This window comes from Nostoc sp. LPT (genome assembly GCF_017115165.1).
GTDB lineage: Bacteria > Cyanobacteriota > Cyanobacteriia > Cyanobacteriales > Nostocaceae > Nostoc.
Window position 1 is genome coordinate 1 of record NZ_JABXKF010000029.1, and the last position, 23,298, is coordinate 23,298.

The window sequence follows — 23,298 nt, forward strand, 5'->3', positions numbered from 1 at the left end:
CCCGGACGGCAAAACCATCGCCACGGCTTCTTATGACAAGACAGCGCGGTTGTGGACGCTCAACGGGCAACTGCTACAAGAATTCAAAGGGCATCAAGGCCCAGTCTATAGTGTGAGTTTCAGCCCGGACGGCAAAACCATCGCCACGGCTTCTTATGACAAGACAGCGCGGTTGTGGCTTGTGGAGAATTTAGACCAATTGCTGGTGCGGGGCTGCAATTGGCTGCATGATTATTTGCAGAATAACCGGAATTTGAACGATCGCACCAAGCATCTCTGCGATGATATCAAGTAAAAGCCAAGCGAAAAATTATGCATCGCCGGATTAATATCAGCTTGCCAGATAAAACGTCATTGCGAGTGCAACGAAGCAATCACAATGACTCTGCGATTACTTCACTGCACTTCGTTCCGTACCCTACGGGAACGCCAAGGGCGAACGTAATGACATATCACCGAACATTATATAATTGCTCCATCCGGTAGCAATGCGATCGCCAGAAAACAGATTCCCATTGTAGGACAGGCGATCGCCTGCATCAGCCATTTTGCACCATCCAAACCAGTTTGCCCAAAATTTGCTCAACCGGCGGCAGTGGATAATCGGTCAGGTCAATCGTAACAGTTTGCCCTTCCAGTTTAAGAAACCGCCAAACTGTACCACTCGTTACCGTTCCGTAGATGATTGAAATCGGCTGCTGCTTCTGTTGATTAAAGCGTTGAGCTGCCACCATCTCGGCTAAACATTGTCCCAGTGCTGGTTTAAGGTCTTCTTTCTTCGCTGACACCAAAACCACCGCAGGAGCCTTAATAAACAACTGCTCTGGAGAACGACTAATTAGAAAATCGACATAACCCGTCAAATCAATTTCTGGCTGCACGCTGAACTCTTCACCCGAAAAGACACTAATTTGTCCTTTGAACTGACGTTTGACTTCTAACAAAACTGGATTGATAATACCTTCAGAACGCGCTTTTTCAGTACTGACTGCGATCGCCCAAGGCAGCGTTTCTTTGAGTGTATCTTTGAGTAAAGAACTTGGATTGACTGGGGAAATTTCAGGCAGAAAGCGATCGCCTTCAATGATAGTCAGTTGAAAATCCTCTACAGCTTTACTGAGGGTAAATTTACTATAAGGCATCAGGATTTTCCCTATTATTTTCTTATATAAAAACTATTTAATTAACCCGTAGCGAGCAAGATGCTTTCAATCCCACACCCGTCGCAAATTCAAGACAAAACCCGGCAACACCGCTTCACCCGACAACTCAGCAGGATTCTCTAACACTTCCACATCCTTAGCCAGTCGATAAATTTCCACCCGTCGCTGCTGCGGGTCGATTAACCAACCAAGTTTAGCGCCATTGTCGATATACTCCCTCAATTTATCTTGCAGGGACTTGAGGGTATCTGAACTAGAGCGTAACTCAACCACAAAATCGGGGCAGATATTAGCAAACGTTCCTTTTTGTGCCGAAGTAAGCACCTGCCATCGTTCTCCACTCACCCAAGAGGCATCGGGGGAGCGAGTCGCACCATTGGGTAAAATGAAGCCTGTAGAAGAGTCAAAGACCTTACCAGGTTCACCCGCATTACGCCACCACAAATACAATTCGCTAGAAATACTGCAATTTCGCTCTCCAGTTTCCCAGCCTGTTGGTGGGTTCACTATTAATTCTCCTTGTGCGGTTCTTTCCAGTCTCAAGTCTCGGTTGGCTGCGGCTAAAGCAGCAAACTGTTCTTGGGTAACATACAGCCCAATTGACTTAGGCAACTCAATCAATAGGGTTTCGGTTTCTGGACTAGCGGGTGTTTGTACCATCTTGACCTCTTAGGGACTTCCAACTAAAAAAATATCCCATCGCTTTCAGGGCAGGGGGCAGGGGGAAAGAGGGTTTCCTGGTTTTTGCAAAAATGCACCGAATTATAACTAATTAGGCGGACATGATATAACAAATTCTACAAGCTTTCTTAGCGTCCGCCTCCGGCACTGTACGATCGCCCAAGCGTCTCGAACGCAAGCCCAATTGCAGATAATTATAGAAGAAGGAACTGACAAAGCGATCGCTCAACTACGCAAAGAACTATTTACAATAAGATTGCCATGCAAAACAGAGCGAAAAATTATGCATCGCCGGATTAATATCACTTTACCAGATGAGACAATTGAACTAATTGATCGAGTTATTGAAAAAGGCGATTCTCCAGAGGAGATGCTACGCGATTCTCCAGAGTAGAGGCTACGCCAACGCAGTCGATTCATCAACGAAGCTGTGCAATATTATATTGCTCAAAAAGCCTTAGTCAATCTTAGAGAACAGTTAAAAGAGGGAGCCATCCAACGCGCAGAACGTGATTTGGAGTTGGTGAAGTTTTATTGAGGCGATGTCTAGCGACAAACCGAGTCAGCGTCTACGCACCTTCTAAAATTATCTCAGGCGATCGCCATCTTTTCTCTAACCCCCTTCTCCTCTCATGGGATGATCAAGTAAAAGGGACTCTTTATTGGGGATTAGGGATTGGGGATTGGGTAATCTGGCAATTTACGATGACCCAGAAGATTTGCTACAGCATTATGACTCTTCTATTCTGGGCGCAAATGCTTAAATATTAAAAGGGTAAGCGATTCTCCAGAGGAGAGGCTACGCCAACGCAGTCAATTCATCAACGAAGTTGTGCAATATTGTATTACTCAAAAAGCCTTAGTCAATTTTAGAGAACATTTTGGGCAGCGATCAATCAGCCTCCCGTTGGTGCTTTACCTCCCGCACCTCATGCTCAAAAGGAGAGCAACTGATGAATGTTCTCCGTTTTCTCCTTTTGGAAGACAGCGTGTTAGATGCAGAGCTAGCCCAAGCGATACTAACCGAAGAACGCATATTTAACTTTACCAGATGTCTAATCATTCATGAATAATCAGATCCCTGACTTCTCTAGGAAGTCGATAATCTTGTTGATCGTGAATGATTCAGGATTGTTATATAGATAATTTTTATATAGTAGATTTAATATTTCGCCAATTTTATCCGTGTTTGTACTCTATCATAACTTTACGAATACTCTTAGAATCAACCTAAATTTATTTCCGTAAGGAGTCGGATATGAAGACTTATGACATGTCTTTCATAAAGACCAATGGACTCACGACTTTATTGGGATTTGTCTCAGTTATATTTATTTTATCATTCACTCTAATTATATTATTTTTTGAAAATATTCAAGGATTTTCAAATCAAGAAAAAATTGAATATATTACTCAAGCATTAACAACGATTGCCATAATTATTGGGGGATTGGCATTAATTCTTAATGCTTACTATACCTCAAGACTCTCTCTGGATGAGAATCACAGCTTGTTAACGCAACTCCTAGCTGGAACACTAGCTTGGGATAACAATATCGTAAATTGTATTAATCAGACACAACCAACTCCACAAGAAATTGTTTCCGAACGCTTTTCTAAAGCGATTGAACAACTGGGAAATGAAAAGATTGAAACGCGATTTGCCGCAATTTATGCTTTGGAACGAATTGCCAAAGATTCCCCGAAAGATCATTGGACAATCATGGAAATCCTCGCTGCTTTTATCCGCGAGAATGCCCCAGTGAATAGGGAATATGAGGATGAGTCACTACAATCATCAAAACTTCCTACAGATATTCAAACAGCCTTAACTGTGATTGGAAGACGCGACTCATACAAAGATCCAGTCAATCAGAAACTCGATTTACGCAATACAGACCTCAGCAATGCAGATTTAACAGAAGCTAACCTCTCTAGAGCAATTTTTGTCGGGGCTAACTTGCAATGGGTCAATTTTACCAGAGTAAACCTCTCTGAAGCAGACTTATCAGTGACCTGTCTTTGTGGCTCAATCCTTTATGAAGCCAACCTGCAAAAAGCAATCCTCCCAGAAGCCAATCTCCAAGGCGCAGTTCTTAGAAAAGCGAACCTTTCCCAAGCAATCCTTTACGATGCCAACTTGGAAGGGACAGTTCTTTGTGATGCCAACTTAACAGGAGCAGTTCTTTGTGATGCCAACTTGGAAGGAGCAATCCTTTGTGATGCCAACTTGGAAGAAGTCAACTTCGAGGGTAGCAATCTCCAAGATACAAACCTGATTGGCAGTAACTTGCAAAGGGCAAAACTTGCTGGCGCTAATCTAGAAAGTGCATTACTGAGTACAGCTAACCTCCAAGAAGCTAATCTCCAAGAAGCTAACCTCTGTGGAGCCAACTTGAGCGGCTCGGAAAATGTAGAATCACAACAGATTGAACAAGCAATTGGCGATCGCACAACCATCCTACCGGAAAATCTGAAAATACCTCAACATTGGCGGTAACGTAATGTGCAACTTACAACAGTTTTCATATATTTGAACCACATTTGTCATAGGGGCAATTCTAAATACCTGAAAATTGCTGTAATTGAGAAAAATCGTCTATGTGGTTTTACTAATGCCAATCTCCCAAATCATCTGCTAGAGATCCTAAAGGTTTACTCTTATATAAGAAATGCTTGCTAGAGTCTGGAGTGCATCAATTGTGGGCATCGATGCTGTCAAAGTAGGCGTAGAAGTCGATGTGTCAGGGGGATTACCGGGAATAGTTGTCTTGGGACTGCCAGATTCAGCGATTCAAGAATCAAGAGAAAGAGTCAAAGCAACTCTGAAAAATACTGGCTTTGCCTTTCCCATGCGAAAGATAGTAATTAATTTAACTCCGGCAGATTTACGCAAAGAAGGCCCCTGTTTCGATTTGCCTATTAGTGTGGGAATTTTGGCGGCTTCTGAGCAAGTTAGCGCTGATTTATTGGGGGATTATCTATTTTTGGGCGAAGTCTCTTTGGATGGCAGTTTGCGTCCCGTGGCTGGTGTATTACCGATCGCAGCAGCAGCCCAAAAGATGGGAATTGCAGGTTTAGTTCTCCCTGCTGATAATGCCCAAGAAGCAGCAGTAGTTGAAGATTTGGCTGTTTACGGCTGCAAACATCTGTCTGAGGTGGTGGATTTTTTAAATAATCCGGGGCGTTACAAACCTGTGCAGATAGATAGTACAACACAGACAACAACAGTATCCTACCCTGGCGCAGATTTGCATGATGTGAAAGGACAAGCTCATGGGCGTCGTGCTTTAGAAATTGCTGCGGCTGGTGGGCATAATCTCATTTTTGTCGGGCCGCCTGGTAGTGGGAAGACGATGCTAGCAAGGCGCTTACCAGGAATTTTACCGCCGTTGAGTTTTGCCGAATCTTTGGAAGTGACTCGCATTCATTCGGTAGCTGGTTTATTGAAAAATCGTGGTTCATTGGTACGCAATCGCCCTTTTCGCAGTCCCCACCACTCGGCATCCGGGCCTTCTCTGGTGGGTGGTGGTAGTTTCCCTCGTCCTGGAGAAATCTCATTATCTCACAGAGGTGTACTTTTTCTCGATGAACTCACGAAATTTAAACGAGATGTTTTAGAATTTCTGCGCCAACCTCTAGAAGATGGCTACGTCACAATTTCCCGCACCAAATTATCGGTAATGTTTCCCGCGCAGTTTACTTTGGTGGCGAGTACTAATCCCTGTCCTTGTGGCTACTATGGCGATACCATCCAACAATGTACTTGTTCTCCCCGCCAACGCGAGCAATATTGGGCAAAGCTTTCTGGGCCGTTGATGGATCGAATTGATTTACAAGTTGCAGTGAATCGCTTGAAACCAGAAGAAATTACCCAACAACCTACGGGAGAAACATCAACATCAGTACGCGAACGAGTGCAACAAGCAAGCGATCGCGCCATTACCCGTTTTCAAGGAGAAGCAAATCTGCGTTGTAATGCCCAGATGCAAAGTAGTCATCTCCAGAAATGGTGCAAGTTAGATGATGCTAGCCGCAATTTATTGGAAGCAGCAATTAGAAAATTAGGTTTATCGGCAAGAGCAAGCGATCGCATTCTCAAAGTAGCACGAACGATTGCAGATTTGGCAGCAGAGGAAAAACTCAAACCGAATCATGTAGCAGAAGCAATTCAATATCGCACAATTGATAGAATGCAGTAAGAAGAATTCAGAATTCAGGAGTCAGAATTCAGAATTAGAATAGGCTCTGTGTCTAGCTTTGAAGGCTAGACACTGTACTTCATTAACTTGAAATCTGCTGTATGTTTACTACCCTAGATGAGCTAATTGAGTTCTACCAAGCTAGTGCCGGATAGATGCATTTAGAAATCGCCCCTATGCGAAACTAGTACTACCACAATTAAAAACCAATACGCTTGGGTTAAGCCCAACCTCTAATTATCATGAAGACTATGATCGCTAGAATTGCGATCGCCCCTATCTTAAACACTCTTCGCACCAGAGGGACTAAGTGAAGATATTTCAGGTTTTTACGACATTCAACTGTATTAGGATGATTGACACCTAATTTTTGCTCAAAAATTGCCAAAGCTTGCTGTAACAAGGGTTCGGCTGCGGTGTAATTTCCTTGGGAGAAGTAGAGTAAAGCCAAGTTGTTGAGGTTGCCGGCAACGTCGGGATGTTCATCTCCTAGCAGGCGTTTTCTCATTGCCAAAGCTTGCTGATACAAGGGTTCGGCTGCGGTGTAATTTCCTTGGAAATAGTAGAGTGAAGCCAAGTTGTTGAGACTTTGGGCAACGTCGGGATGTTCATCTCCTAGCAGGCGTTTATACATTGCCAAAGCTTGCTGATACAAGGGTTCGGCTGCGGTGTAATTTCCTTGGGAACGGTAGAGTTCAGCCAAGTTGTTGAGGTTGCGGGCAACGTCGGGATGTTCATCTCCTAGCAGGCGTTTTCTCATTGCCAAAGCTTGCTGATACAAGGGTTCGGCTGCGGTGTAATTTCCTTGGAAATAGTAGAGTGAAGCCAAGTTGTTGAGACTTTGGGCAACGTCGGGATGTTCATCTCCTAGCAGGCGTTTATACATTGCCAAAGCTTGCTGATACAAGGGTTCGGCTGCGGTGTAATTTCCTTGGGAACGGTAGAGTTCAGCCAAGTTGTTGAGGTTGCGGGCAACGTCGGGATGTTCATCTCCTAGCAGGCGTTTTCTCATTGCCAAAGCTTGCTGTAACAAGGGTTCGGCTGCGGTGTAATTTCCTTGGGAGAAGTAGAGTAAAGCCAAGTTGTTGAGGTTGCCGGCAACGTCGGGATGTTCATCTCCTAGCAGGCGTTTTCTCATTGCCAAAGCTTGCTGATACAAGGGTTCGGCTGCGGTGTAATTTCCTTGGGAACGGTAGAGTTCAGCCAAGTTATTGAGGCTTTGGGCAACGTCGGGATGCTCATCTCCTAGCAGGCGTTTATACATTGCCAAAGCTTGCTGATACAAAGGTTCGGCTGCGGTGTAATTTCCTTGGGAGAAGTAAAGTAAAGCCAAGTTGTTAAGGCTGCTGGCAACGTTGGGATGTTCATCTCCTAGCAGGCGTTTATACATTGCCAAAGCTTGCTTATACAAGGGTTCGGCTGCGGTGTAATTTCCTTGGGAGAAGTAAAGTAAAGCCAAGTTGTTGAGGTTGCCGGCAACGTCGGGATGTTCATCTCCTAGCAGGCGTTTTCTCATTGCCAAAGCTTGCTGATACAAGGGTTCGGCTGCGGTGTAATTTCCTTGGGAACGGTAGAGTTCAGCCAAGTTGTTGAGGTTGCGGGCAACGTCGGGATGTTCATCTCCTAGCAGGCGTTTTCTCATTGCCAAAGCTTGCTGATACAAGGGTTCGGCTGCGGTGTAATTTCCTTGGGAACGGTAGAGTTCAGCCAAGTTGTTGAGGTTGCGGGCAACGTCGGGATGTTCATCTCCTAGCAGGCGTTTTCTCATTGCCAAAGCTTGCTGATACAAGGGTTCGGCTGCGGTGTAATTTCCTTGGAAATAGTAGAGACTAGCCAAGTTGTTGAGGCTTTGGGCAACGTGGAGATGTTCTTCTCCCAAACGGGTTTTGACTGTTGATAAACACTGCATACGCCAAGGTTCTGCTAACCTATATAAACCCTGTCCTTCATAAAACTTACCCAAGCCAACAAACACCAAAATTAAATCTTCATCCTTGACAACATCAATTAAATTTTGGGCTACTTCTTGAATATGGGGAATAGTATCTTCTACTGACTCGATAACTTTACGGGTGAGAGTTTCAGGAATTTCTTTTGCCTTTGCTACCATCGCTACTGCAAAAGCTTGTTTGAACTCCACCCCTAACTCTTCCCCACCTGCAATGAGGGGAACTTGTCTAAATTTCCCTTGAAAAAATTCCCGAATTAAGGGATGAATTTGATAACAAGCGTTTTTCTCTTTTAATATTTGAATGAGATTACGTTTGTAGAGTTGCTTTCTGGCTTCTGTTACATCTGCTTTTGCCCAATTCAGCAACTCACTGGTAGACTCTACCAATTGCCAAGGTATGACATCAGGGGCAAATAAACTCAATAATGCACCTACTAGCTGGGTTTTTTCATCCAGTTCTCGCCAGCTTAATTCAAAGGCAGCTTTAACTCCTAGCTGTGCTGCACTCAGGGTTGAGTGTCTCCTTTCTAGTGCTTCATCGTCCAGGTGTTGCGCCTTCAGCCTTTCAAGCATTTCTGCTAAAGATAAATCTGGATCTTCTGCTAAATACTGTCCTACTAACTCCAACCCCAAGGGTAAATATCCCAACCATTTACACAAGTCTTTAGCTGTTATTTCTTCTTGTTGTATCCGCTTTTCACCCACAAAAGCTGTTAGCAGTTCTAAAGCTTTGATTTCCGGGAGTACATCTAAGGAAATTTCCTGCACAAAATTGGGGTTGAGGTTGCGTAACCGGGTAGTGATGAGTACCCGGAAGCGGTTCGCTGTCGGCTGTATCTCTCCCAGACTTTCTAAATTCGTGACATCATCTAATACTACCAACACCAAACCCTCAAACGGTTGCCAATGCTGCCAACACCACTGTACTTGTTCTTGGAGATTCAGCAGTTTTCCGCCGAATTCTTTTGGGATTTCTTTACCAATGTACAACCGATAAAATTGCACAATGCTGGCTGCTAAATCCGTTGCTCTCGCATTCAGCCAGCAGATACCGCCTGGATAATCAGCCTCATGTTTTCGTGCATATTCAGTTACTAGTTGTGTTTTACCAACACCACCCATCCCAGCCACCGCCGAAATTGCGACTTTATCTGACTGCTGCAATTGGTGATGGATTTTGGTAAGTTCATCGTCTCGCCCAACAAACTTAACCACGCTTTTGTAAATTAGATTGTTGGGGATATTTGGTGGAGAATTTTGCTCTGGTGAACCAAAATTGATGATTGGGTTGTTGATGTTAGTCTCACCACCCCCAATGTTTACCCCTTGCCAATTCTGATTGGTCATTTGCTGCCAAAGTTTAAGGTTGGATTGCTGATAGTATTCTCGCCACCCTTAATATTTATACCTTGCCAGTTCTCTACTATTGTCGGACTTTGCGCTTTAATAGCTGCGGTTAACTCTGCAATAGCCTTTGCCAGTTCCGGGTTAGCTTGTGCAGCCGTACTGACTTGATTTCCTAATGCTTCTACAGCTTCTTTAATTTCCGGGTCTGCTTCTGCTGCTTTTTTTACCTGTTCTACTAACACTGCCTCACCAATATCTTTTCGTTCTCCCGGTGGTAAGGCTGCTTGTGCGGCTGCGGTTTCTAAAGCTGCGGCTGTTGCAGGTGATTTTTTTGCTAGAATTTGCTTGGCTTTGGCTATAAGTTGCTTAACTTTGGCTAAACCAGCATCCAAAGTCTTTTCTGTTGACCACTCGACAACCTTATTGCCGATTAAAGGTAAAAGAGCGATCGCACCAGAGATAATTGGTTCCATATAATTGAGTATGATACTAGACCATTACAAACGATTCTAGTTAATTTTCTCAGTAAACTTAGGGAGGCAACTCTAAAAACTTAGTAGCACAAAAATTTTCTGCCCCCAACCACGAGATTTCTTATTCTCAGCCGTAGTCTGGGAATAGTTTTTTTAACAACATGTTATGCAATTGAGTCTTTGAACTCCATTAATGAGTCTTTGAGCTCCATTAATGAGTCTTTGGACTCCTTTAATGAGTCTTTGAGCTTCATTAATGAGTTATTGAACTCCATTAATGAGTCTTTTAGCTCCATTAATGAGTCTTTGAGCTCCATTAATGAGTCTTTGAGCTTCATTAATGAGTTATTGAACTCCTTTAATGAGTCTTTGAGCTTCATTAATGAGGCTTTGAACTCCGTTAACGAATCTTTTTTTCTCTTTCTTTAGCTTTATTAAAGCCTCGACTCCGCTGTTCCAAAAGAGATTACCTGACCAATACCCTTGAGAATTTGCAAAACCGCGTACAGTTCTCTCGCAGATGCAAACGGAGCAAAAACTCTTGACAAATCGTACTGTAGTGTATTTGTTTGCGTCACTTTGACAAATAAAATATCGTCTCCATTCGTCACCATCCTAAACACAGGTTTACTGGGGTTGGGGTTAGCCATCATATAAGCTAGGGCTTGCGGTACAGCCGACCAAACTGACAGCGTGATTTTTTTCGACTCTAACACCATCACCCACAATTGATTTTGTAGGACTAAAACATCAATCCGTCCGCGCAGTATCTCCTCGCCATCATCTAGCACTAGTTCCACAGATGATTCAGCCTTAATTCTGAAAGGAGGATCGTAAAATCCAGAGAGTGCAAGTATTGGTGACACCAACAACAATATGACTGTCCCTTCTAGTAAATCACCTCCGGCACGGTGATAGAGATACCTACGCCGCACGACATCCACACAGGCTTTTTCCGCTTCCGTAATTTCAGACAATCCCTCATACCACTCTGGGAAAAATTGCTCGTCTTCAACACGGACAAAACCGAATCGATTTTCTGCATCCTGAAGAGTGGTAATCGCTTCTGTAATTGCTGCCGTCTGTGTCATTGCTTTTAGGTAACAGTTGCTTTGTTATATTATCAACATGGGCGGATCTTTAATTATCGCCAATTGACGCGACGCCGAATAGCCCGTCGTAGACATCGCATTCTCAAACTAGCACGGACTATTGCAGATTTAGCAAGAAAGTATTGCTCTAGACGAGACTGCTTGTACTGAACTAAAGTGCAAGCTACTAAAGTCTAATTTTTGATTGTATTTAAATCAGATTTTTACTAATTTTTTATTAATCTAAAATCTCCCTTAAAATACATTTTTTAATGATTAAGACTAGTACAATAAAAAATACAAATAATGGATTATATGCAAGCAAAAACAAATAAGGGTAATTAGTAAAAGTTCTCCTTAGCAATTTATCATTAATAGTTAGGGACTTCCAAATAAAAAATATCCCAAAACTGACGCAAAAATTCCCTCTATTTCTTCTCTTTTTGTGTTCTCTGCGTCTGGAGTGGTAGTCTGCGGCAAGCCCTCCGGGTTCAGCAGTCGCTCATGGGGGAAACCCCCAAGACCGCGCTGCTTCACCGCTTTGCGTCTACGTTTATTTGGATAATTTATTTCTTGGAAATCCCTTACCAACAAGCAGGAAAATATTTATGGTTCAAACTTGGCTGTGGATTGGTGTCATCAGTATGGCGCTGGGTTGTGCTTTTTTCGGCATAGGCGCACACAATGGTAAAAATGAACGCTGGAAAATACTGTATACACTTAATTTTTTCATCTGCTTGATTGCTAGTGGGCTGTACTTAGCAATGGCACTTGGTCAAGGAGTTAACATCATCAACGATCGTCCAACTTATTGGGTGCGATTTGTCACTTGGTTTTGTTCAACGCCGCTGTTGTTGTTGGATCTGACTTTCTTAGGAAAAACAAGCCTGCTGATTACAGGTAGCTTGTTAGGAGCAAACGCCTATATGCTTGCCACTGGCTTCCTCGCCACAATTACACCCAAGCCGATCAGCTACATCTGGTATATTGTGAGTTGTGGTGCTTACCTAGCGGTTTTCTACTTATTAGTGAAGCCCTACCGGATCGAGGCAGAACGCAAACATCCCAGATCCAAGCAAGCATTCCGCAAGCTGGTAACTGTGCATCTAGTGCTGTGGACACTTTATCCAATTGTGTGGATTCTTAGTCCAGAATGGTTTAACGCTTTTGGTCAAGGTGGGGAAACAATGGGTTATACGCTACTAGATATTGCCTCTAAAGTCGGGTTTGGTTTTCTATCGTTAAACACCCTACGTAATTTAGAACAGGCAGGAGAATCGGTTACTGAATCGGAAGCGTTATATGAGTAAGTAATAAATTTTCAGTCCGAGGCAATAGAATAGCTAACCGAATTAGGGGAATCAATCAAGGGATTATGTGATCGCTGCCACTGCATTTTATATACTAAAGCGATCGCCCTACCTATTTTCTACCAAAAAGCAAATTATTTATAGATATTCTCGTCAAAAAATTACCGACTCTGCTAAATTCCTCCCCAAGGACGCTTCACAAACTCCCTTGGGAGGATGCCTCTACTTATGAAATCAGTATCCAATATATCAGGAAGTAAGCGATATCTCTTAAGGAGACTGATTGGATGAATTTGCAGGCGATTTGGAAGTTATTACAAGAGACATTCAAAGAATGGAGTGACGATAAAGCCTCACGGTTAGCGGCGGCCTTAGCTTATTACACGATTTTTTCCATTGCACCGTTACTAATTATTGTAATTGCGATCGCAGGGGCAGTATTTGGAGAAGAGGCGGCAAGAGGGCAAATCGTTGGACAAATTCAAGGTTTAGTCGGCCCAGATGGCGCAGAGTTTATCCAAACAGCCATTCAGAATGCTAACAAACCAAAAACAGGAGCGATCGCTTCGATTATTAGTATTGTAGTTTTGTTATTGGGTGCTACTGGTTTATTTACTGAATTGCAAGATTCCCTCAACACGATTTGGGAAGTGAAACCGAAACCCGGACGCGGCGTAACTAACATTATTCGCTTACGCGTTTTGTCCTTTGCAATGGTGATCGGGATTGGCTTTTTACTTTTAGTTTCTCTGGTAATTAGTACGGCATTAGCAGCATTAGTCACATACTTTAGTAACTTGCTGCCAGGTGTCGATTTCCTCTGGCAGATTCTCAATTTCATCCTCTCCTTTACCATCACTACGTTCCTGTTTGGACTCATTTTTAAAGTCCTACCAGATGTCAAAATTGCTTGGAGTGATGTTTTAATTGGAGCTATGCTCACCTCCTTTTTGTTTTCTATTGGTAGATTTTTGTTAGGACAATATTTAGGTAATGGCAGTTTTGGTTCAGCTTATGGTGCAGCTGGTTCACTGGTGGTAATCTTAGCTTGGGTTAACTATGCCGCACAGATTCTTTTCTTCGGTGCGGAGTTTACCCAAGTTTATGCCAGAAGATACGGTAGCGGCATAACCCCATCTAAACATGCCATACCTTTATCTGATAACACGGAATATAATGGCAAGACTCCAACGGGGCAATCGTCCACTAAGAAAAAGCCTTCTTCTAGCTTTATTAATCGCTTGTTCCAGTCTTTCAAGAAGCCCAAGCGCTTAAAACAGAGAAGAAAAAATCAGCGATTTTAATCCCTTAACACTGGGATTATACATTTGTAACTTTGATAGATGTTGAAGTATTTAACCTCTAATAAAAGTCAGTTTTATGAAATAAGACCACAGATAAATAACCTGATACTGGATTTTTTCCAGAAGTCTATTGAAAAAGGAAGAAAATCAGTGCTAATGGAAAAATGGTTTTTTATCAATTGGCAGGCAATCTTTGTTCCTAGCATCAGCGTCTTTGAGTTGATTATCCGTGGTTCGCTGGTTTATTTAGCGCTGTTCTCAGTGCTACGCGTGCTTCCTAGCCGACAACTAGGAACACTAGGAATCACTGATTTACTCGTAGTAGTGCTATTTGCTGAAGCTGCTCAAAATGCTATGGCAAGCAATTATACATCTATTACTGAGGGGGCTATCCTGGTAGGAACTGTGATTTTTTGGAGCTATTTGCTGAACTGGTTAGGCTACAAAATACCCCAGTTCCAACGTTTTATGAATCAGCCACCGCTGCTACTAGTAAAAAATGGTCGGCTGATTGAGCGCCATCTGCAACGAGAGTTAATTACAGACGATGAGTTGATGAGCAAGTTACGTCAGCAAGGTGTAGAATTTTTAGCTGATGTGAAGTTTGCATATATGGAGGCTGACGGTAGGATTAGTATCATCACGTCGAATTCAAAAACTGCTTCCGTCCCTGAGCAAAAAGTAGCCTTAAAAAGCGATGTACATTAATTAAACTGTAAAATATGACGGTTGTATTCTGTGCCGAACTGTGATTGAGCGTTATACTTTGCCCGAAATGGCTAATCTGTGGAGTGAAGCCTATAAACTAAAAACTTGGCTGCAAGTCGAAATTGCTGTTTGTGAGGCTCAAGCTGAACTTGGTTACATTCCATCTGAAGCCGTTGAGGAAATTAAGGCTAAGGCAGATTTTGATCCAAAGCGGGTACTGGAAATTGAGGCTGTAGTCCGCCACGATGTCATTGCTTTCTTGACAAATGTCAATGAATATGTTGGTGATGCCGGACGCTACATTCACCTGGGTTTAACGAGTTCGGATGTTTTGGATACAGCTTTAGCATTGCAATTAGTTGCCAGTTTGGATATATTATTGCAACGTCTGGAAGATTTGATTCAGGTAATTCGCCAAAAAGCACGGGAACATCGTCATACAGTGATGGCTGGCCGATCGCACGGTATTCACGCTGAACCGATTACTTTTGGTTTTAAGCTAGCTGGTTGGTTAGCAGAAGTGTTGCGACACCAAGAACGTTTGATAATACTCCGCGAAACTATTGCTGTAGGTAAGATTTCCGGTGCAGTGGGAACCTATGCTAACGTTGAACCGCGTGTAGAAGCGATAGCTTGTCAAAAACTCGGACTCAAACCCGATACGGTCTCAACCCAAGTTATTTCCCGCGATCGCCACGCCGACTACGTGCAACAATTAGCTTTGGTAGCTGCAACCATCGAACGCTTTGCTGTAGAAATTCGCAATCTCCAAAAAACAGACGTTTTAGAAGTCGAAGAATTCTTCGCCAAAGGTCAAAAAGGCTCCTCAGCAATGCCACACAAGCGTAACCCCATCCGTTCGGAACGACTGACAGGAATGGCACGACTCATCAGAAGTCATGCTGGTGCAGCTTTAGAAAACGTTGCTTTATGGCATGAGCGAGACATTTCTCACAGTTCTGTAGAACGGGTAATTTTGCCAGATACTTGTACTTTGACCCACTTTATGTTGTCAGAAATAACCGATTTGGTGAAAAACTTGTTGGTCTATCCTGAGAACATGAAACGTAATCTCAACTGTTACGGCGGCGTTGTGTTCAGCCAAAAAGTGTTACTGGCTTTGATAGACAAAGGAAGCAGCCGAGAAGAGGCTTATGCGATCGTTCAAGAAAGCGCTCATGCCGCTTGGAATCAGCCAGAAGGAAACTTCCAAGACTTGATTAGCAAAGATCCGCGTGTTACCCAAAAGTTGTCTCCAGCAGAACTAGAGGTTTGTTTCGACCCCCAAGAACATCTGCGGCATTTAGAAGCAGTTTACCAACGATTGAGTATTTAGGATTAATTTCCTTGTAGTAAGCGTTTAAACGCTTACTACAAACCTCTTACCCAAAAAATACGCAGATATTATCAAAAAAGATATATAGCAATCCGATTTGATTTTTGAACTTATTTGCGTGGTGCGCGATAGACAGGCAAGAGGCAACCGGAAAAAGGCTCTTTAAGTTGTACGGAGTTTTTTCACACAATCAAATATGAGTTCTATATGAAGATACTAACAACATTTAAGATTGGAATCTTTTTGATGCTCGAATTATTGCCAGCACTGGGTAGTATACATAACAAATACTTGCTTATTTATTAATATTACGAGTGCTTTGATGATTGAAATCCTAGCCACACTTTCTGCTTCTGCGGCAGCAGGAATGAGAATAGGCATACCTTTGCTGATTATTGGATTATTGCAGGGTAGTAACTTGTGGTCGCAAGTTCCAATTTTATCTCACATTTCTCCACCAATATTATTAGGCTGCCTCACCAGTTGGTCATTAATTGAATTATTTTTCTCAAAAAAGCTATGGGGGCAAAGATCGCTCCAACTGATTCAGTTATTCATGTCTCCCCTGGTGGGCGCAATTATGGGGTTAGGAGTAGCTACAGCAACAGCAACGCCAAACTGATTGATTGCCATAATTGGGGGTTTGTTAGCTTTGGTACTCCAGCTCGTCCAAGTTGGTTGGTTCTATCGCTTACGTGGCTTACCTCTGTGGGCAGTCTTCCTTCAAGATACCTTGTGCATCGCTCTAGTATTATTTGCCTTTGATGCTCCTTGGCAAGGAGGAGTGATTGCTTTAATACTGCTCTGGTTTGCAGTTCGTAGTGCGAAGCAGTGGTATGACTGGTATCACAAAGAGAGAAGGCATGGGGCATGGGGTATGGGGGACTAGGGACAAGGAGATAGGTCTGAAGATCGGCCTTCCTTAGATGGCGTAGCCATCCCCAACAGGGTACAGAACTCCTCCTAACAAAGACGCGCAAGGGACGGGAATACAAGGGAAGAGTTTTCCACTGCCCAATGCCCAATGCCCAATGCCCTTTACTGCAAAAGCCCAATCATGTGCAAGAAGCCGTGACCGGTAATCAACTCTACGATTAAGGCAATAAAACCCAGCATCGCAATCCGACCATTCCATACTTCAGCACTAGTTGTCAGACCCCATTCCCAACGCTCTTGAGGGTACATTTTTACCATTTTTTTCATTTGGGCAGCTTGCGAAAGCTTGAAACTGGGATTTCTCAGTGCATCAATCACTAGTTCAGCTAGTGCATTAATAAATACTGGATGGGTATTGGGAGCCGGTACGCGGCGGAAGTTGTGAATTCCTGATTCTTCAGCTACTTCTCGATACTCAATATCAATTTCTTGTAGTGTCTCGATATGCTCTGAGACAAAACTAATTGGCACGACAACCAAATCTTTCACGCCTTGTGCGCCTAGTTCTTTGAGGGCGTCTTCAGTATAGGGTTGAAGCCATTCTACTGGGCCGACACGACTTTGGTAAGCTAAGGTGTGGACATTGGGTCGATTGAGAGTCTGCATAATCAATGCAGTACATTCTTCAATTTCCATCTGGTAAGGGTCGCCAGCTTCTTCAACGTAGCTTTTCGGAACGCCGTGGGCGCTGAAGAATATATGAACCTCATCCGGGTTCGGGAATTGCTCAAGTTCCTGGGCTATAAGTTGCGCCATTGCTTGAAGATAGCCTGGTTGTTTATACCAAGAAGGAATGACGGTGTAATCAATAGGTTGAAGTTTTGGATCTTCTTGCCAAAGTTTGTCTAAAAGCCGGAAGCTGGAACCACTGGTGCTGATAGAAAACTGGGGATATAGTGGTAATATTACCAAGTGTTCTACCTTATCTTGGGTAATTTGTGCGATCGCCTCTTCTGTATACGGATGCCAATAACGCATTCCCACGTAGATATTGGCTTCTTGTCCCAAATAACCCAACTGTTCTTTTAGGGCTTCCCCTTGCGCTTCTGTGATCCTCCGCAGTGGGGAACCACCACCAATTTGCTTATAATTCTCTTTAGATGTTCTGATTCGCCTTGAGGCAATAAACCAGGCTAGGGGCTTTTGCAACCAGCGAAATGGTAGGCGAATAATTTCCGGATCGGAAAATAGGTTGTACAAAAACGGCCCAACATCCTCTAGCTTATCGGGGCCACCGAGATTGAGTAATAAGACGCCTACACGACCCATAGCAGTTACTTTCCCCCAATCTTTTCAGGTTTTTTACTAATGTTAACAATATATCTTTATTAAATATAAAGCTTAATAGCAAGGAAATATGCAATGGCAACAATTTTAAGAGATTGGAGTTACCGCTATCAGTGGTTATATGATGGTATCTCTCGTTTAGCAGCCTTAAGTGTAGGTGGTGAAGCCCGTTTTCGGCAACTTGCTTTGCAAGGCTTAACAATTCACTCAGATTCTCAGGTTTTAGATTTATGTTGTGGTAGTGGCCAAACGACGGAGTTTTTAGTAAAAACTTCACAAAACGTAACAGGATTGGATGCTTCACCCAAGTCTTTGCAACGGGCGCGGCTAAATGTACCGGAAGCTTCATACATAGAAGCTTTTGCTGAGGAGATGCCATTTGCAGATAATTTGTTTGATATGGTGCATACCAGCGTTGCATTACACGAGATGCAGCCTCAGCAATTACGAAAAATTATTAATGAAGTTTATCGGGTACTGAAGCCAGGAGGAGTGTTTACGCTGGTGGATTTTCACGCTCCGACAAATCCGATATTTTGGCCTGGGATATCGGTGTTTTTGTTGTTGTTTGAGACGGAAACAGCTTGGGAACTGCTGAAAACTGATTTAGCTGAGTTGTTAGCTAAGACTGGCTTTGAAGTGAGTATGTCTACTTTATATGCAGGTGGAAGTTTGCAAGTGATACAAGCTAATAAATGAACAATACTACTTTATTAATGGCAGTTAAGAGACTCTGCTATTAATAAAGTATAGGTTATTTTTATATAGTACTTAAGCAGGTAAGCGGTGAAAAAATGACGCAGGAACTAATAGACCTCAAAAAGAGTATTTTGGAAGGACGTTATGCAGATGCCTTAGCAATTGTAGACGAATTAGAAGGCATGAGTAAACAAGCTATTCTGCGGAATATCCAAGCTTATTTAAGGATTTTGCTGATTCATTTGATTAAGAACCGGGTAGAACAACGATTAACTGGTTCATGGGCAAATTCTATTCGTAATTCAATCCGAGAAATTAAAAGTCTTAATATCAAAGATAATAAAAAATCTTACTATATTAATTTAGGGGAGTGGGAGAGTTTGATAGAAGAGGAAGTGATTGAAGATGCGATCGCAGATGCCAGCGATGAAGTAAAGAATGGAGTATATAATCAATTCCAACTGTCTGAAATAGTGGATAGGAACCAAATTATTCAGACTGCGTTAACGTTTTTGGCGCTAACTTATTCCTATTCAGCTAAGGAGTTACCCACAGTTTTGGCTGAAAATTTAACTCAGTTATGCGGTGGAGAAGATTGGAAAGCAGGTAGGCGGTAAAAAATGTTTCAACCCCTAATAGGGATTTTGATGAATCGCAATAGGCGATCGCGTATTTATCAATTACTTGTTGATTGAGTTTCAATCCCTAATAGGGATTTTGATGAATTGCAATTCCTAAAAATGTTGGTAAATTAGCGCGGTCCTTTAAGTTTCAATCCCTAATAGGGATTTTGATGAATTGCAATAGCTTTGCTCCACCGCAGGTATCACTCCCGGATTAGTTTCAATCCCTAATAGGGATTTTGATGAATTGCAATATTTTGTGGGTACTTCGTGGATCTCCAAAGTGGAAGTTTCAATCCCTAATAGGGATTTTGATGAATTGCAATATTTTACTGTTAATAGCTAGCTCAATCTTCTAAGTTTCAATCCCTAATAGGGATTTTGATGAATTGCAATTTAGCGCAAAAAGCAGAAGCTACAACACTTACAGCGTTTCAATCCCTAATAGGGATTTTGATGAATTGCAATTCCATATATACCACCCAATTGATCAGCAAATTCAAGTTTCAATCCCTAATAGGGATTTTGATGAATTGCAATGAGGAAGTACTAGAAGAACTACGCCAGTGTCAGCATTGGAGTTTCAATCCCTAATAGGGATTTTGATGAATTGCAATCTTACGAGTTACACGAGGCTTACCATAGATTACAAGTTTCAATCCCTAATAGGGATTTTGATGAATTGCAATACGCATAGCAAATTAGTTAAATGCGATCGCGACGTTTCAATCCCTAATAGGGATTTTGATGAATTGCAATCGATTAAGCCAACACGGAGTAGGAGAATATCTTTGTTTCAATCCCTAATAGGGATTTTGATGAATTGCAATACACAGCAGCAAGAATACCAGCCGCCGCCCATAAGTTTCAATCCCTAATAGGGATTTTGATGAATTGCAATGTAAATGCGGTGCATACTCTCCTCTCTCTTGTAATCTTTTTGTTTCAATCCCTAATAGGGATTTTGATGAATTGCAATAGCGGGAGCCTGAAAGCCAAGCTATATTTAGTTTTCAAGGTGCGGTTGCGCGATTCTAGAGCAATCATAGCATTAGAGAATTTCTTTGGGAAGAGTGTCGGGAAAGGTTGAAGGCTGAAACTCAATTATTGTAAGCATTTCAGAGATTGCGCGGATGAATTTGGACAATTAGTCGGGTGAAACGCTTGCTGGTGTTGAGATAGAAGCACTTTTTTTAGGTTGTGAAATTTGTACACCTACCCCTCCGCGCTATTTGACCATACAGTAACCTAAATATAAGGGAACTTAGTAATTCAACGTAGAGATGATGAAAGAAATAACGCGCCGCAAATTTATTGCAACAGCTACAGTGGCGACAGGTTTTGCCCTCGCAGTACAACCCATTTCTGCCGGAGTCATCACTACTGATGCCAAGGGGTTAGTAGCTGGTGCAGTAAAAATTCCCGTCAAAGATGGCGAAATTCCTGCCTATAGAGCAGCACCATCTACTGGTGATAATTTCCCAATCATTCTGGTAATCCAGGAAATTTTTGGTGTACACGAGCATATCCAGGATATCACTCGTCGCTTTGCTCGGTTGGGATATTTAGCGATCGCACCCGAATTATTCGTGCGTCAAGGCGATGTCTCGAAGTTAAGCAACATAGACGAAATTCGTCCAATTGTCGCCAAAGTACCAGACGCCCAAGTATTATCCGATCTTGATGCCACACTAAACTGGGCAAAGAAGTCAGCTAAGGGTAATGGCGAGAAGTTGGGAATTACAGGTTTCTGTTGGGGCGGTCGTATTATTTGGTTATATGCAGCACATAATCCCCAAGTGAAGGCTGGTGTAGCTTGGTATGGGCGACTGGTGGGCGATGCTACCGAACTTCAGCCCAAGTATCCTGTCGATATTGCATCAAAACTGACAGTCCCCATTCTCGGACTCTATGGTGGGAAAGATACAGGTATTTCTCTTGATACAGTAGAGCAGATGCGTGAGCGCTTACAGTCCAGCAGTAGCAAATCTGAAATCATCGTCTATCCCAATGCACCCCACGCATTTTTTGCCGATTATCGCCCTTCCTACCGTGAGAAAGAAGCTCAGGATGGTTGGAAACGCCTCTTGGCATGGTTTAAGCAAAATGGTGTTTAAAAAATTAGCTACTCATGAACTGTGACGCTGAAAAAAGTCCCAAATTGTTTCACTGGCGTTCAGCCCCAGCTTTGCATTGAATTTGTTCAGGCTCTTGTCAGTTGAAGAACCACCAGGCCAGAAATGTCCACCGTTTACTACCGCTAGCTGCCAAACTTCAGAGTTGCCACTACAACCTGTGTAGATAGCGGTTTTCACTTTATCTTTAGAAAACTTCAAAGATGCATTTGATAAGGTACATCGATCGTGCGATCGCCAAAAATCTACCATGTCTGAGATCGAAACCAGCGCTCCTCGTTGAGTGTAGTCATCACCTTCATAAAGGACATCGCGATCGTTTGTACCGTTGATCGTTAACATCGAGATGGAAGTTTGAGGCTGGCAATTAGGTTTTAGTCTAGCTGGGAGCGAACCAGCTACTGATGCAAAACCAGCAATTTTATCAGGTAACTTACAAGCCAGTGCTTGGGTAAGTATGCCACCTCTAGAAAAACCGGTGGCATAAACTTTATGACTATCAATATTAAGTTGCTGCTGAAGATGACTAATCAAAGCACTGACAAACAAAACATCATCCACCTTTCCTTGAGTGTTAGCTCTAAGGCTCCATGTTTGGTCAATTCCATCTGGATAAACAACAATAAATCCTTTTTGATCTGCTAATTCATTGAAGCGAGTCACATTACTGATAGACCGACCATTACCATCATCTCCATGAAACACTAAAACTAACGGCATTGGGCGGTCTAGATTATAAGATTTTGGGGTATAAAAATAGTAGGTACGTAACTTTCCTTGATCGTATAGTTCTCCATAATTGTCACCAATCAAGATTTTTTCTTTAGTTATACTGTTTTCTTCAGCCTGAATGGAATCGCAGGCTGTTATTAAACTAATTCCTAATAGAAAGATTAAAAATTTTTTAACAAGCCGAAAATTCTGATATATATTCATGTTGATTAAGTTGACTGATGTCAGCTACTTATATTTACTTCAAAATCTTATTCAGCAACAAATTTTTACCTAACAGAGGCTAACAACTCTAGTTGAGTTGTTAGCCTCTATTTAGATATTAAACTCTGACATTTACATAACGAGCAGGAACTCTAACCTTAACCCACCTATTACCACGTCGTACTGTTTCCCAATGTGCAGGAATTAACTTTAGTTGAAATCGGGCAACACCAGGTTTATGCACAATAGCAGCTCTATGAACATTGGGTCTAACAATGATTTCTGCTGCTGATGCTTGTGACGGCAAGGAGGAAATTGCAAATGGGAGAGCAAGTAATGTACCTAATAGAATACGTTTCATATTCAAATCTCCATCAATTTATTTTCTTGAGTTTTATACAGTATTTCTCAATAATTTGTGAACAAATATTCTTACTCATTAACTTTCCAGTAAGTTTTGTTTGTTACACGACTTAATTGATTTGCTGTATTGCTCTCAGTTTAAAATGCTGAATAAGAAAACACAGTGGAACAAAGTCATAATTTCAGTATGACTTTATTCACATTTTGAATTTTGGACAAAAAAAGGGAGTTTAGAACTCCTATTTTATTAGTATTATTTGCTACTCAATTATGTATGTTTACTGGATTCTGTATGCGATCATCCCAATCAATACGGCAAGACCTAGCGCTCTGCGAAAATAATTAACGCCTTGAAATAGCTCCATCCATGCCCAAGTAAACAAGGCACCATTTGCCAGAAAGTCTAAGACTGTATTGATTTTACCTGTTGTCAAAACTAGAGTTAGTAAACTAGCAACTATCCAAAGAATCAGTGGTGGGTTTGGCATTTGACCCAAAACAATGTTACCATTGCTGTCACGGAAGGTTTTATCAATTAATGTATTTTCTGTATTTTCCATTGTTTGAAATTGCTACTTAGGTAAAAATTATTAACTTGCAAAAATTACAGGTATATTTATTGATAGTAGGCTGAAATTTAATTGCAAGTTATTTAATCACATTAAAACATTAAAGTAAATCTATTTACACCTATCTAATTGCTGAGATTAGAGAGATAAAAGCTGTTGAAAAGTTTTGCAGCACTATTACTTA

At 42.2% G+C, this 23,298-nt stretch carries 22 protein-coding genes, 1 pseudogene and 1 CRISPR repeat array; of the genes and pseudogenes, 13 read left to right on the top strand and 10 right to left on the bottom strand.

The annotated features are described in order from the left end of the window. On the top strand, nucleotides 1-295 hold a 295-nt coding region (locus HWQ58_RS05925; protein ID WP_292859040.1), incomplete at its 5' end, for a hypothetical protein. Nucleotides 296-418: 123 nt separating this feature from the next. Here HWQ58_RS05925 and HWQ58_RS05930 read toward each other — a convergent pair. From HWQ58_RS05930 to HWQ58_RS05940, 3 genes are all read right to left on the bottom strand, one after another. Then, nucleotides 419-547, bottom strand: coding sequence for a hypothetical protein (locus HWQ58_RS05930; RefSeq protein ID WP_292859043.1), 129 nt, complete (start codon nucleotides 545-547; stop codon nucleotides 419-421). After that, a complete protein-coding gene (locus HWQ58_RS05935; protein ID WP_292859046.1) occupies nucleotides 540-1,142 on the bottom strand; it encodes a hypothetical protein in 603 nt (200 codons plus the stop codon). The genes HWQ58_RS05930 and HWQ58_RS05935 overlap by 8 nt, the downstream gene beginning before the upstream one ends. A 66-nt stretch (nucleotides 1,143-1,208) precedes the next feature. After that, entirely contained in the window at nucleotides 1,209-1,823 is a 615-nt protein-coding gene (locus HWQ58_RS05940; RefSeq protein WP_292859049.1) for a Uma2 family endonuclease, read from the bottom strand. 205 nt (nucleotides 1,824-2,028) lie between these two features. On the opposite strand from HWQ58_RS05940, the gene HWQ58_RS05945 reads away from it, so the two are divergent. The 3 genes from HWQ58_RS05945 (at nucleotide 2,029) to HWQ58_RS05955 (ending at nucleotide 6,046) form a co-directional block, all read left to right on the top strand. Next, complete coding sequence (locus tag HWQ58_RS05945) at nucleotides 2,029-2,238, top strand: hypothetical protein (RefSeq protein ID WP_292859052.1); 210 nt, start codon at nucleotides 2,029-2,031, stop codon at nucleotides 2,236-2,238. An 879-nt stretch (nucleotides 2,239-3,117) separates the two neighbouring features. Beyond that, a complete protein-coding gene (locus HWQ58_RS05950; RefSeq protein WP_292859055.1) occupies nucleotides 3,118-4,344 on the top strand; it encodes a pentapeptide repeat-containing protein in 1,227 nt (408 codons plus the stop codon). Nucleotides 4,345-4,516: 172 nt separating this feature from the next. Then, a complete protein-coding gene (locus HWQ58_RS05955) occupies nucleotides 4,517-6,046 on the top strand; it encodes a YifB family Mg chelatase-like AAA ATPase (RefSeq protein WP_292859058.1) in 1,530 nt (509 codons plus the stop codon). 220 nt (nucleotides 6,047-6,266) lie between these two features. Here HWQ58_RS05955 and HWQ58_RS05960 read toward each other — a convergent pair whose 3' ends face one another. From HWQ58_RS05960 to HWQ58_RS05970, 3 genes are all read right to left on the bottom strand, one after another. Then, nucleotides 6,267-9,344 (bottom strand): tetratricopeptide repeat protein, encoded by a 3,078-nt coding sequence (locus HWQ58_RS05960; RefSeq protein WP_292859061.1) that lies wholly within the window; start codon nucleotides 9,342-9,344, stop codon nucleotides 6,267-6,269. Next, a complete protein-coding gene (locus HWQ58_RS05965) occupies nucleotides 9,341-9,817 on the bottom strand; it encodes a hypothetical protein (RefSeq protein ID WP_292859063.1) in 477 nt (158 codons plus the stop codon). Before HWQ58_RS05965 ends, HWQ58_RS05960 begins: the two co-directional genes overlap by 4 nt. 434 nt (nucleotides 9,818-10,251) lie before the next feature. Next, entirely contained in the window at nucleotides 10,252-10,908 is a 657-nt protein-coding gene (locus HWQ58_RS05970; RefSeq protein ID WP_292859065.1) for a type I restriction endonuclease, read from the bottom strand. Between the two features lie 63 nt (nucleotides 10,909-10,971). Here HWQ58_RS05970 and HWQ58_RS38330 point away from each other — a divergent pair, with 63 nt between their 5' ends. The 6 genes and pseudogenes from HWQ58_RS38330 to HWQ58_RS05995 all read left to right on the top strand — a co-directional run bounded on the left by HWQ58_RS38330 (nucleotide 10,972) and on the right by HWQ58_RS05995 (nucleotide 16,455). After that, on the top strand, nucleotides 10,972-11,079 hold the full coding sequence (locus HWQ58_RS38330; protein WP_366837439.1) for a hypothetical protein: 108 nt from the start codon (nucleotides 10,972-10,974) through the stop codon (nucleotides 11,077-11,079). A gap of 437 nt (nucleotides 11,080-11,516) precedes the next feature. Next, nucleotides 11,517-12,218 carry a microbial rhodopsin family protein gene (locus tag HWQ58_RS05975; protein ID WP_292859067.1) on the top strand — a complete coding sequence of 234 codons (702 nt, stop codon included), beginning with the start codon at nucleotides 11,517-11,519 and terminating at the stop codon, nucleotides 12,216-12,218. Between the two features lie 287 nt (nucleotides 12,219-12,505). Next, nucleotides 12,506-13,522, top strand: coding sequence for a YihY/virulence factor BrkB family protein (locus tag HWQ58_RS05980; protein ID WP_292859070.1), 1,017 nt, complete (start codon nucleotides 12,506-12,508; stop codon nucleotides 13,520-13,522). Nucleotides 13,523-13,678: 156 nt separating this feature from the next. Further along, the gene (locus HWQ58_RS05985) at nucleotides 13,679-14,230 is read left to right on the top strand and encodes a DUF421 domain-containing protein (RefSeq protein WP_292859073.1); all 552 of its coding nucleotides are present in this window, start codon (nucleotides 13,679-13,681) and stop codon (nucleotides 14,228-14,230) included. A gap of 40 nt (nucleotides 14,231-14,270) precedes the next feature. Then, on the top strand, nucleotides 14,271-15,566 hold the full coding sequence (gene purB / locus HWQ58_RS05990; protein WP_292859076.1) for an adenylosuccinate lyase: 1,296 nt from the start codon (nucleotides 14,271-14,273) through the stop codon (nucleotides 15,564-15,566). Nucleotides 15,567-15,888: 322 nt separating this feature from the next. Then, a pseudogene (locus HWQ58_RS05995) lies at nucleotides 15,889-16,455 on the top strand (DUF4126 domain-containing protein). A gap of 149 nt (nucleotides 16,456-16,604) precedes the next feature. Here HWQ58_RS05995 and hemH read toward each other — a convergent pair. Continuing rightward, on the bottom strand, nucleotides 16,605-17,771 hold the full coding sequence (gene hemH, locus HWQ58_RS06000; RefSeq protein ID WP_292859079.1) for a ferrochelatase: 1,167 nt from the start codon (nucleotides 17,769-17,771) through the stop codon (nucleotides 16,605-16,607). A 93-nt stretch (nucleotides 17,772-17,864) separates the two neighbouring features. Here hemH and HWQ58_RS06005 point away from each other — a divergent pair, with 93 nt between their 5' ends. The 3 genes from HWQ58_RS06005 (at nucleotide 17,865) to HWQ58_RS06015 (ending at nucleotide 21,228) form a co-directional block, all read left to right on the top strand. Beyond that, on the top strand, nucleotides 17,865-18,488 hold the full coding sequence (locus tag HWQ58_RS06005; protein WP_292859081.1) for a class I SAM-dependent methyltransferase: 624 nt from the start codon (nucleotides 17,865-17,867) through the stop codon (nucleotides 18,486-18,488). Between the two features lie 95 nt (nucleotides 18,489-18,583). Next, complete coding sequence (locus tag HWQ58_RS06010) at nucleotides 18,584-19,105, top strand: DUF29 family protein (RefSeq protein ID WP_292859083.1); 522 nt, start codon at nucleotides 18,584-18,586, stop codon at nucleotides 19,103-19,105. Between the two features lie 5 nt (nucleotides 19,106-19,110). After that, nucleotides 19,111-20,090: a CRISPR direct-repeat array (repeat unit 37 nt; unit sequence GTTTCAATCCCTAATAGGGATTTTGATGAATTGCAAT). A 307-nt stretch (nucleotides 20,091-20,397) separates the two neighbouring features. Beyond that, nucleotides 20,398-21,228 carry a dienelactone hydrolase family protein gene (locus HWQ58_RS06015; protein WP_292859126.1) on the top strand — a complete coding sequence of 277 codons (831 nt, stop codon included), beginning with the start codon at nucleotides 20,398-20,400 and terminating at the stop codon, nucleotides 21,226-21,228. Between the two features lie 12 nt (nucleotides 21,229-21,240). Here HWQ58_RS06015 and HWQ58_RS06020 read toward each other — a convergent pair whose 3' ends face one another. The 3 genes from HWQ58_RS06020 to HWQ58_RS06030 form a co-directional block, all read right to left on the bottom strand. Then, entirely contained in the window at nucleotides 21,241-22,182 is a 942-nt protein-coding gene (locus HWQ58_RS06020) for a PHB depolymerase family esterase (RefSeq protein ID WP_292859085.1), read from the bottom strand. 118 nt (nucleotides 22,183-22,300) lie between these two features. Continuing rightward, nucleotides 22,301-22,543, bottom strand: a complete 243-nt coding sequence (locus tag HWQ58_RS06025) for a hypothetical protein (RefSeq protein ID WP_292859087.1) — start codon at nucleotides 22,541-22,543, stop codon at nucleotides 22,301-22,303. 280 nt (nucleotides 22,544-22,823) lie between these two features. After that, the gene (locus tag HWQ58_RS06030; RefSeq protein WP_292859089.1) at nucleotides 22,824-23,105 is read right to left on the bottom strand and encodes a hypothetical protein; all 282 of its coding nucleotides are present in this window, start codon (nucleotides 23,103-23,105) and stop codon (nucleotides 22,824-22,826) included. Nucleotides 23,106-23,298 lie beyond the last annotated feature (193 nt).

Excerpts from the sequence above, each read along its gene's own strand:
- HWQ58_RS05955 (WP_292859058.1), top strand. The coding sequence starts at position 4,517 with ATGCTTGCTAGAGTCTGGAGTGCATCAATTGTGGGCATCGATGCTGTC.
- HWQ58_RS05970 (WP_292859065.1), bottom strand. The coding sequence starts at position 10,908 with ATGACACAGACGGCAGCAATTACAGAAGCGATTACCACTCTTCAGGAT.
- HWQ58_RS05930 (WP_292859043.1), bottom strand. The coding sequence starts at position 547 with ATGGCTGATGCAGGCGATCGCCTGTCCTACAATGGGAATCTGTTTTCT.
- HWQ58_RS05940 (WP_292859049.1), bottom strand. The coding sequence starts at position 1,823 with ATGGTACAAACACCCGCTAGTCCAGAAACCGAAACCCTATTGATTGAG.
- HWQ58_RS05980 (WP_292859070.1), top strand. The coding sequence starts at position 12,506 with ATGAATTTGCAGGCGATTTGGAAGTTATTACAAGAGACATTCAAAGAA.
- HWQ58_RS05985 (WP_292859073.1), top strand. The coding sequence starts at position 13,679 with ATGGAAAAATGGTTTTTTATCAATTGGCAGGCAATCTTTGTTCCTAGC.
- HWQ58_RS06005 (WP_292859081.1), top strand. The coding sequence starts at position 17,865 with ATGGCAACAATTTTAAGAGATTGGAGTTACCGCTATCAGTGGTTATAT.
- hemH (WP_292859079.1), bottom strand. The coding sequence starts at position 17,771 with ATGGGTCGTGTAGGCGTCTTATTACTCAATCTCGGTGGCCCCGATAAG.
- HWQ58_RS06020 (WP_292859085.1), bottom strand. The coding sequence starts at position 22,182 with ATGAATATATATCAGAATTTTCGGCTTGTTAAAAAATTTTTAATCTTT.
- HWQ58_RS06030 (WP_292859089.1), bottom strand. The coding sequence starts at position 23,105 with ATGGAAAATACAGAAAATACATTAATTGATAAAACCTTCCGTGACAGC.
- HWQ58_RS05950 (WP_292859055.1), top strand. The coding sequence starts at position 3,118 with ATGTCTTTCATAAAGACCAATGGACTCACGACTTTATTGGGATTTGTC.
- HWQ58_RS05975 (WP_292859067.1), top strand. The coding sequence starts at position 11,517 with ATGGTTCAAACTTGGCTGTGGATTGGTGTCATCAGTATGGCGCTGGGT.
- HWQ58_RS06025 (WP_292859087.1), bottom strand. The coding sequence starts at position 22,543 with ATGAAACGTATTCTATTAGGTACATTACTTGCTCTCCCATTTGCAATT.
- HWQ58_RS06015 (WP_292859126.1), top strand. The coding sequence starts at position 20,398 with ATGAAAGAAATAACGCGCCGCAAATTTATTGCAACAGCTACAGTGGCG.
- HWQ58_RS06010 (WP_292859083.1), top strand. The coding sequence starts at position 18,584 with ATGACGCAGGAACTAATAGACCTCAAAAAGAGTATTTTGGAAGGACGT.
- HWQ58_RS05960 (WP_292859061.1), bottom strand. The coding sequence starts at position 9,344 with ATGACCAATCAGAATTGGCAAGGGGTAAACATTGGGGGTGGTGAGACT.
- HWQ58_RS05965 (WP_292859063.1), bottom strand. The coding sequence starts at position 9,817 with ATGGAACCAATTATCTCTGGTGCGATCGCTCTTTTACCTTTAATCGGC.
- HWQ58_RS05935 (WP_292859046.1), bottom strand. The coding sequence starts at position 1,142 with ATGCCTTATAGTAAATTTACCCTCAGTAAAGCTGTAGAGGATTTTCAA.